Here is a 450-nt window from a genome sequence, read left to right as displayed (position 1 = left end):
TAGTCTGGTGGCGATAGCGAGAAGGTCACACCCGTTCCCATACCGAACACGGAAGTTAAGCTTCTCAGCGCCGATGGTAGTTAGGGGCTGTCCCCTTGTGAGAGTAGGACGCTGCCGGGCTGTTTTACAAATATCATTATTCCGCAGTAGCTCAGTGGTAGAGCATTCGGCTGTTAACCGAACGGTCGTAGGTTCGAATCCTACCTGCGGAGCCAAATGGAGAGCTGTCCGAGTGGCCGAAGGAGCACGATTGGAAATCGTGTATACGCTAACCGCGTATCAAGGGTTCAAATCCCTTGCTCTCCGCCATTTTAATTTCATATTGGCCCCTTGGTCAAGCGGTTAAGACACCGCCCTTTCACGGCGGTAACACGGGTTCGAATCCCGTAGGGGTCACCATTTTGGAGGATTAGCTCAGCTGGGAGAGCATCTGCCTTACAAGCAGAGGGT

Annotated in this window: 3 tRNA genes and 1 rRNA gene; all 4 read left to right on the top strand. The window is 52.9% G+C overall.

Features of this window, described 5'->3' with window-relative positions:
• Positions 1-3 precede the first annotated feature (3 nt).
• Positions 4-120, top strand: a 5S ribosomal RNA gene (rrf, locus tag M3205_RS25260).
• A 20-nt stretch (positions 121-140) separates the two neighbouring features.
• Positions 141-215 (top strand) — tRNA-Asn (locus tag M3205_RS25255).
• A gap of 3 nt (positions 216-218) precedes the next feature.
• Positions 219-309: transfer RNA gene (locus M3205_RS25250), tRNA-Ser, on the top strand.
• Between the two features lie 15 nt (positions 310-324).
• A tRNA-Glu gene (locus M3205_RS25245) sits at positions 325-399 on the top strand.
• Positions 400-450 lie beyond the last annotated feature (51 nt).

Source organism: Cytobacillus firmus (assembly GCF_023715565.1).
In the GTDB taxonomy this organism is placed as follows: domain Bacteria; phylum Bacillota; class Bacilli; order Bacillales; family Cytobacillaceae; genus Cytobacillus; species Cytobacillus firmus_C.
Note: the sequence above shows the minus strand (reverse complement) of the source record. Positions and strands in the feature narration are given on the sequence as shown.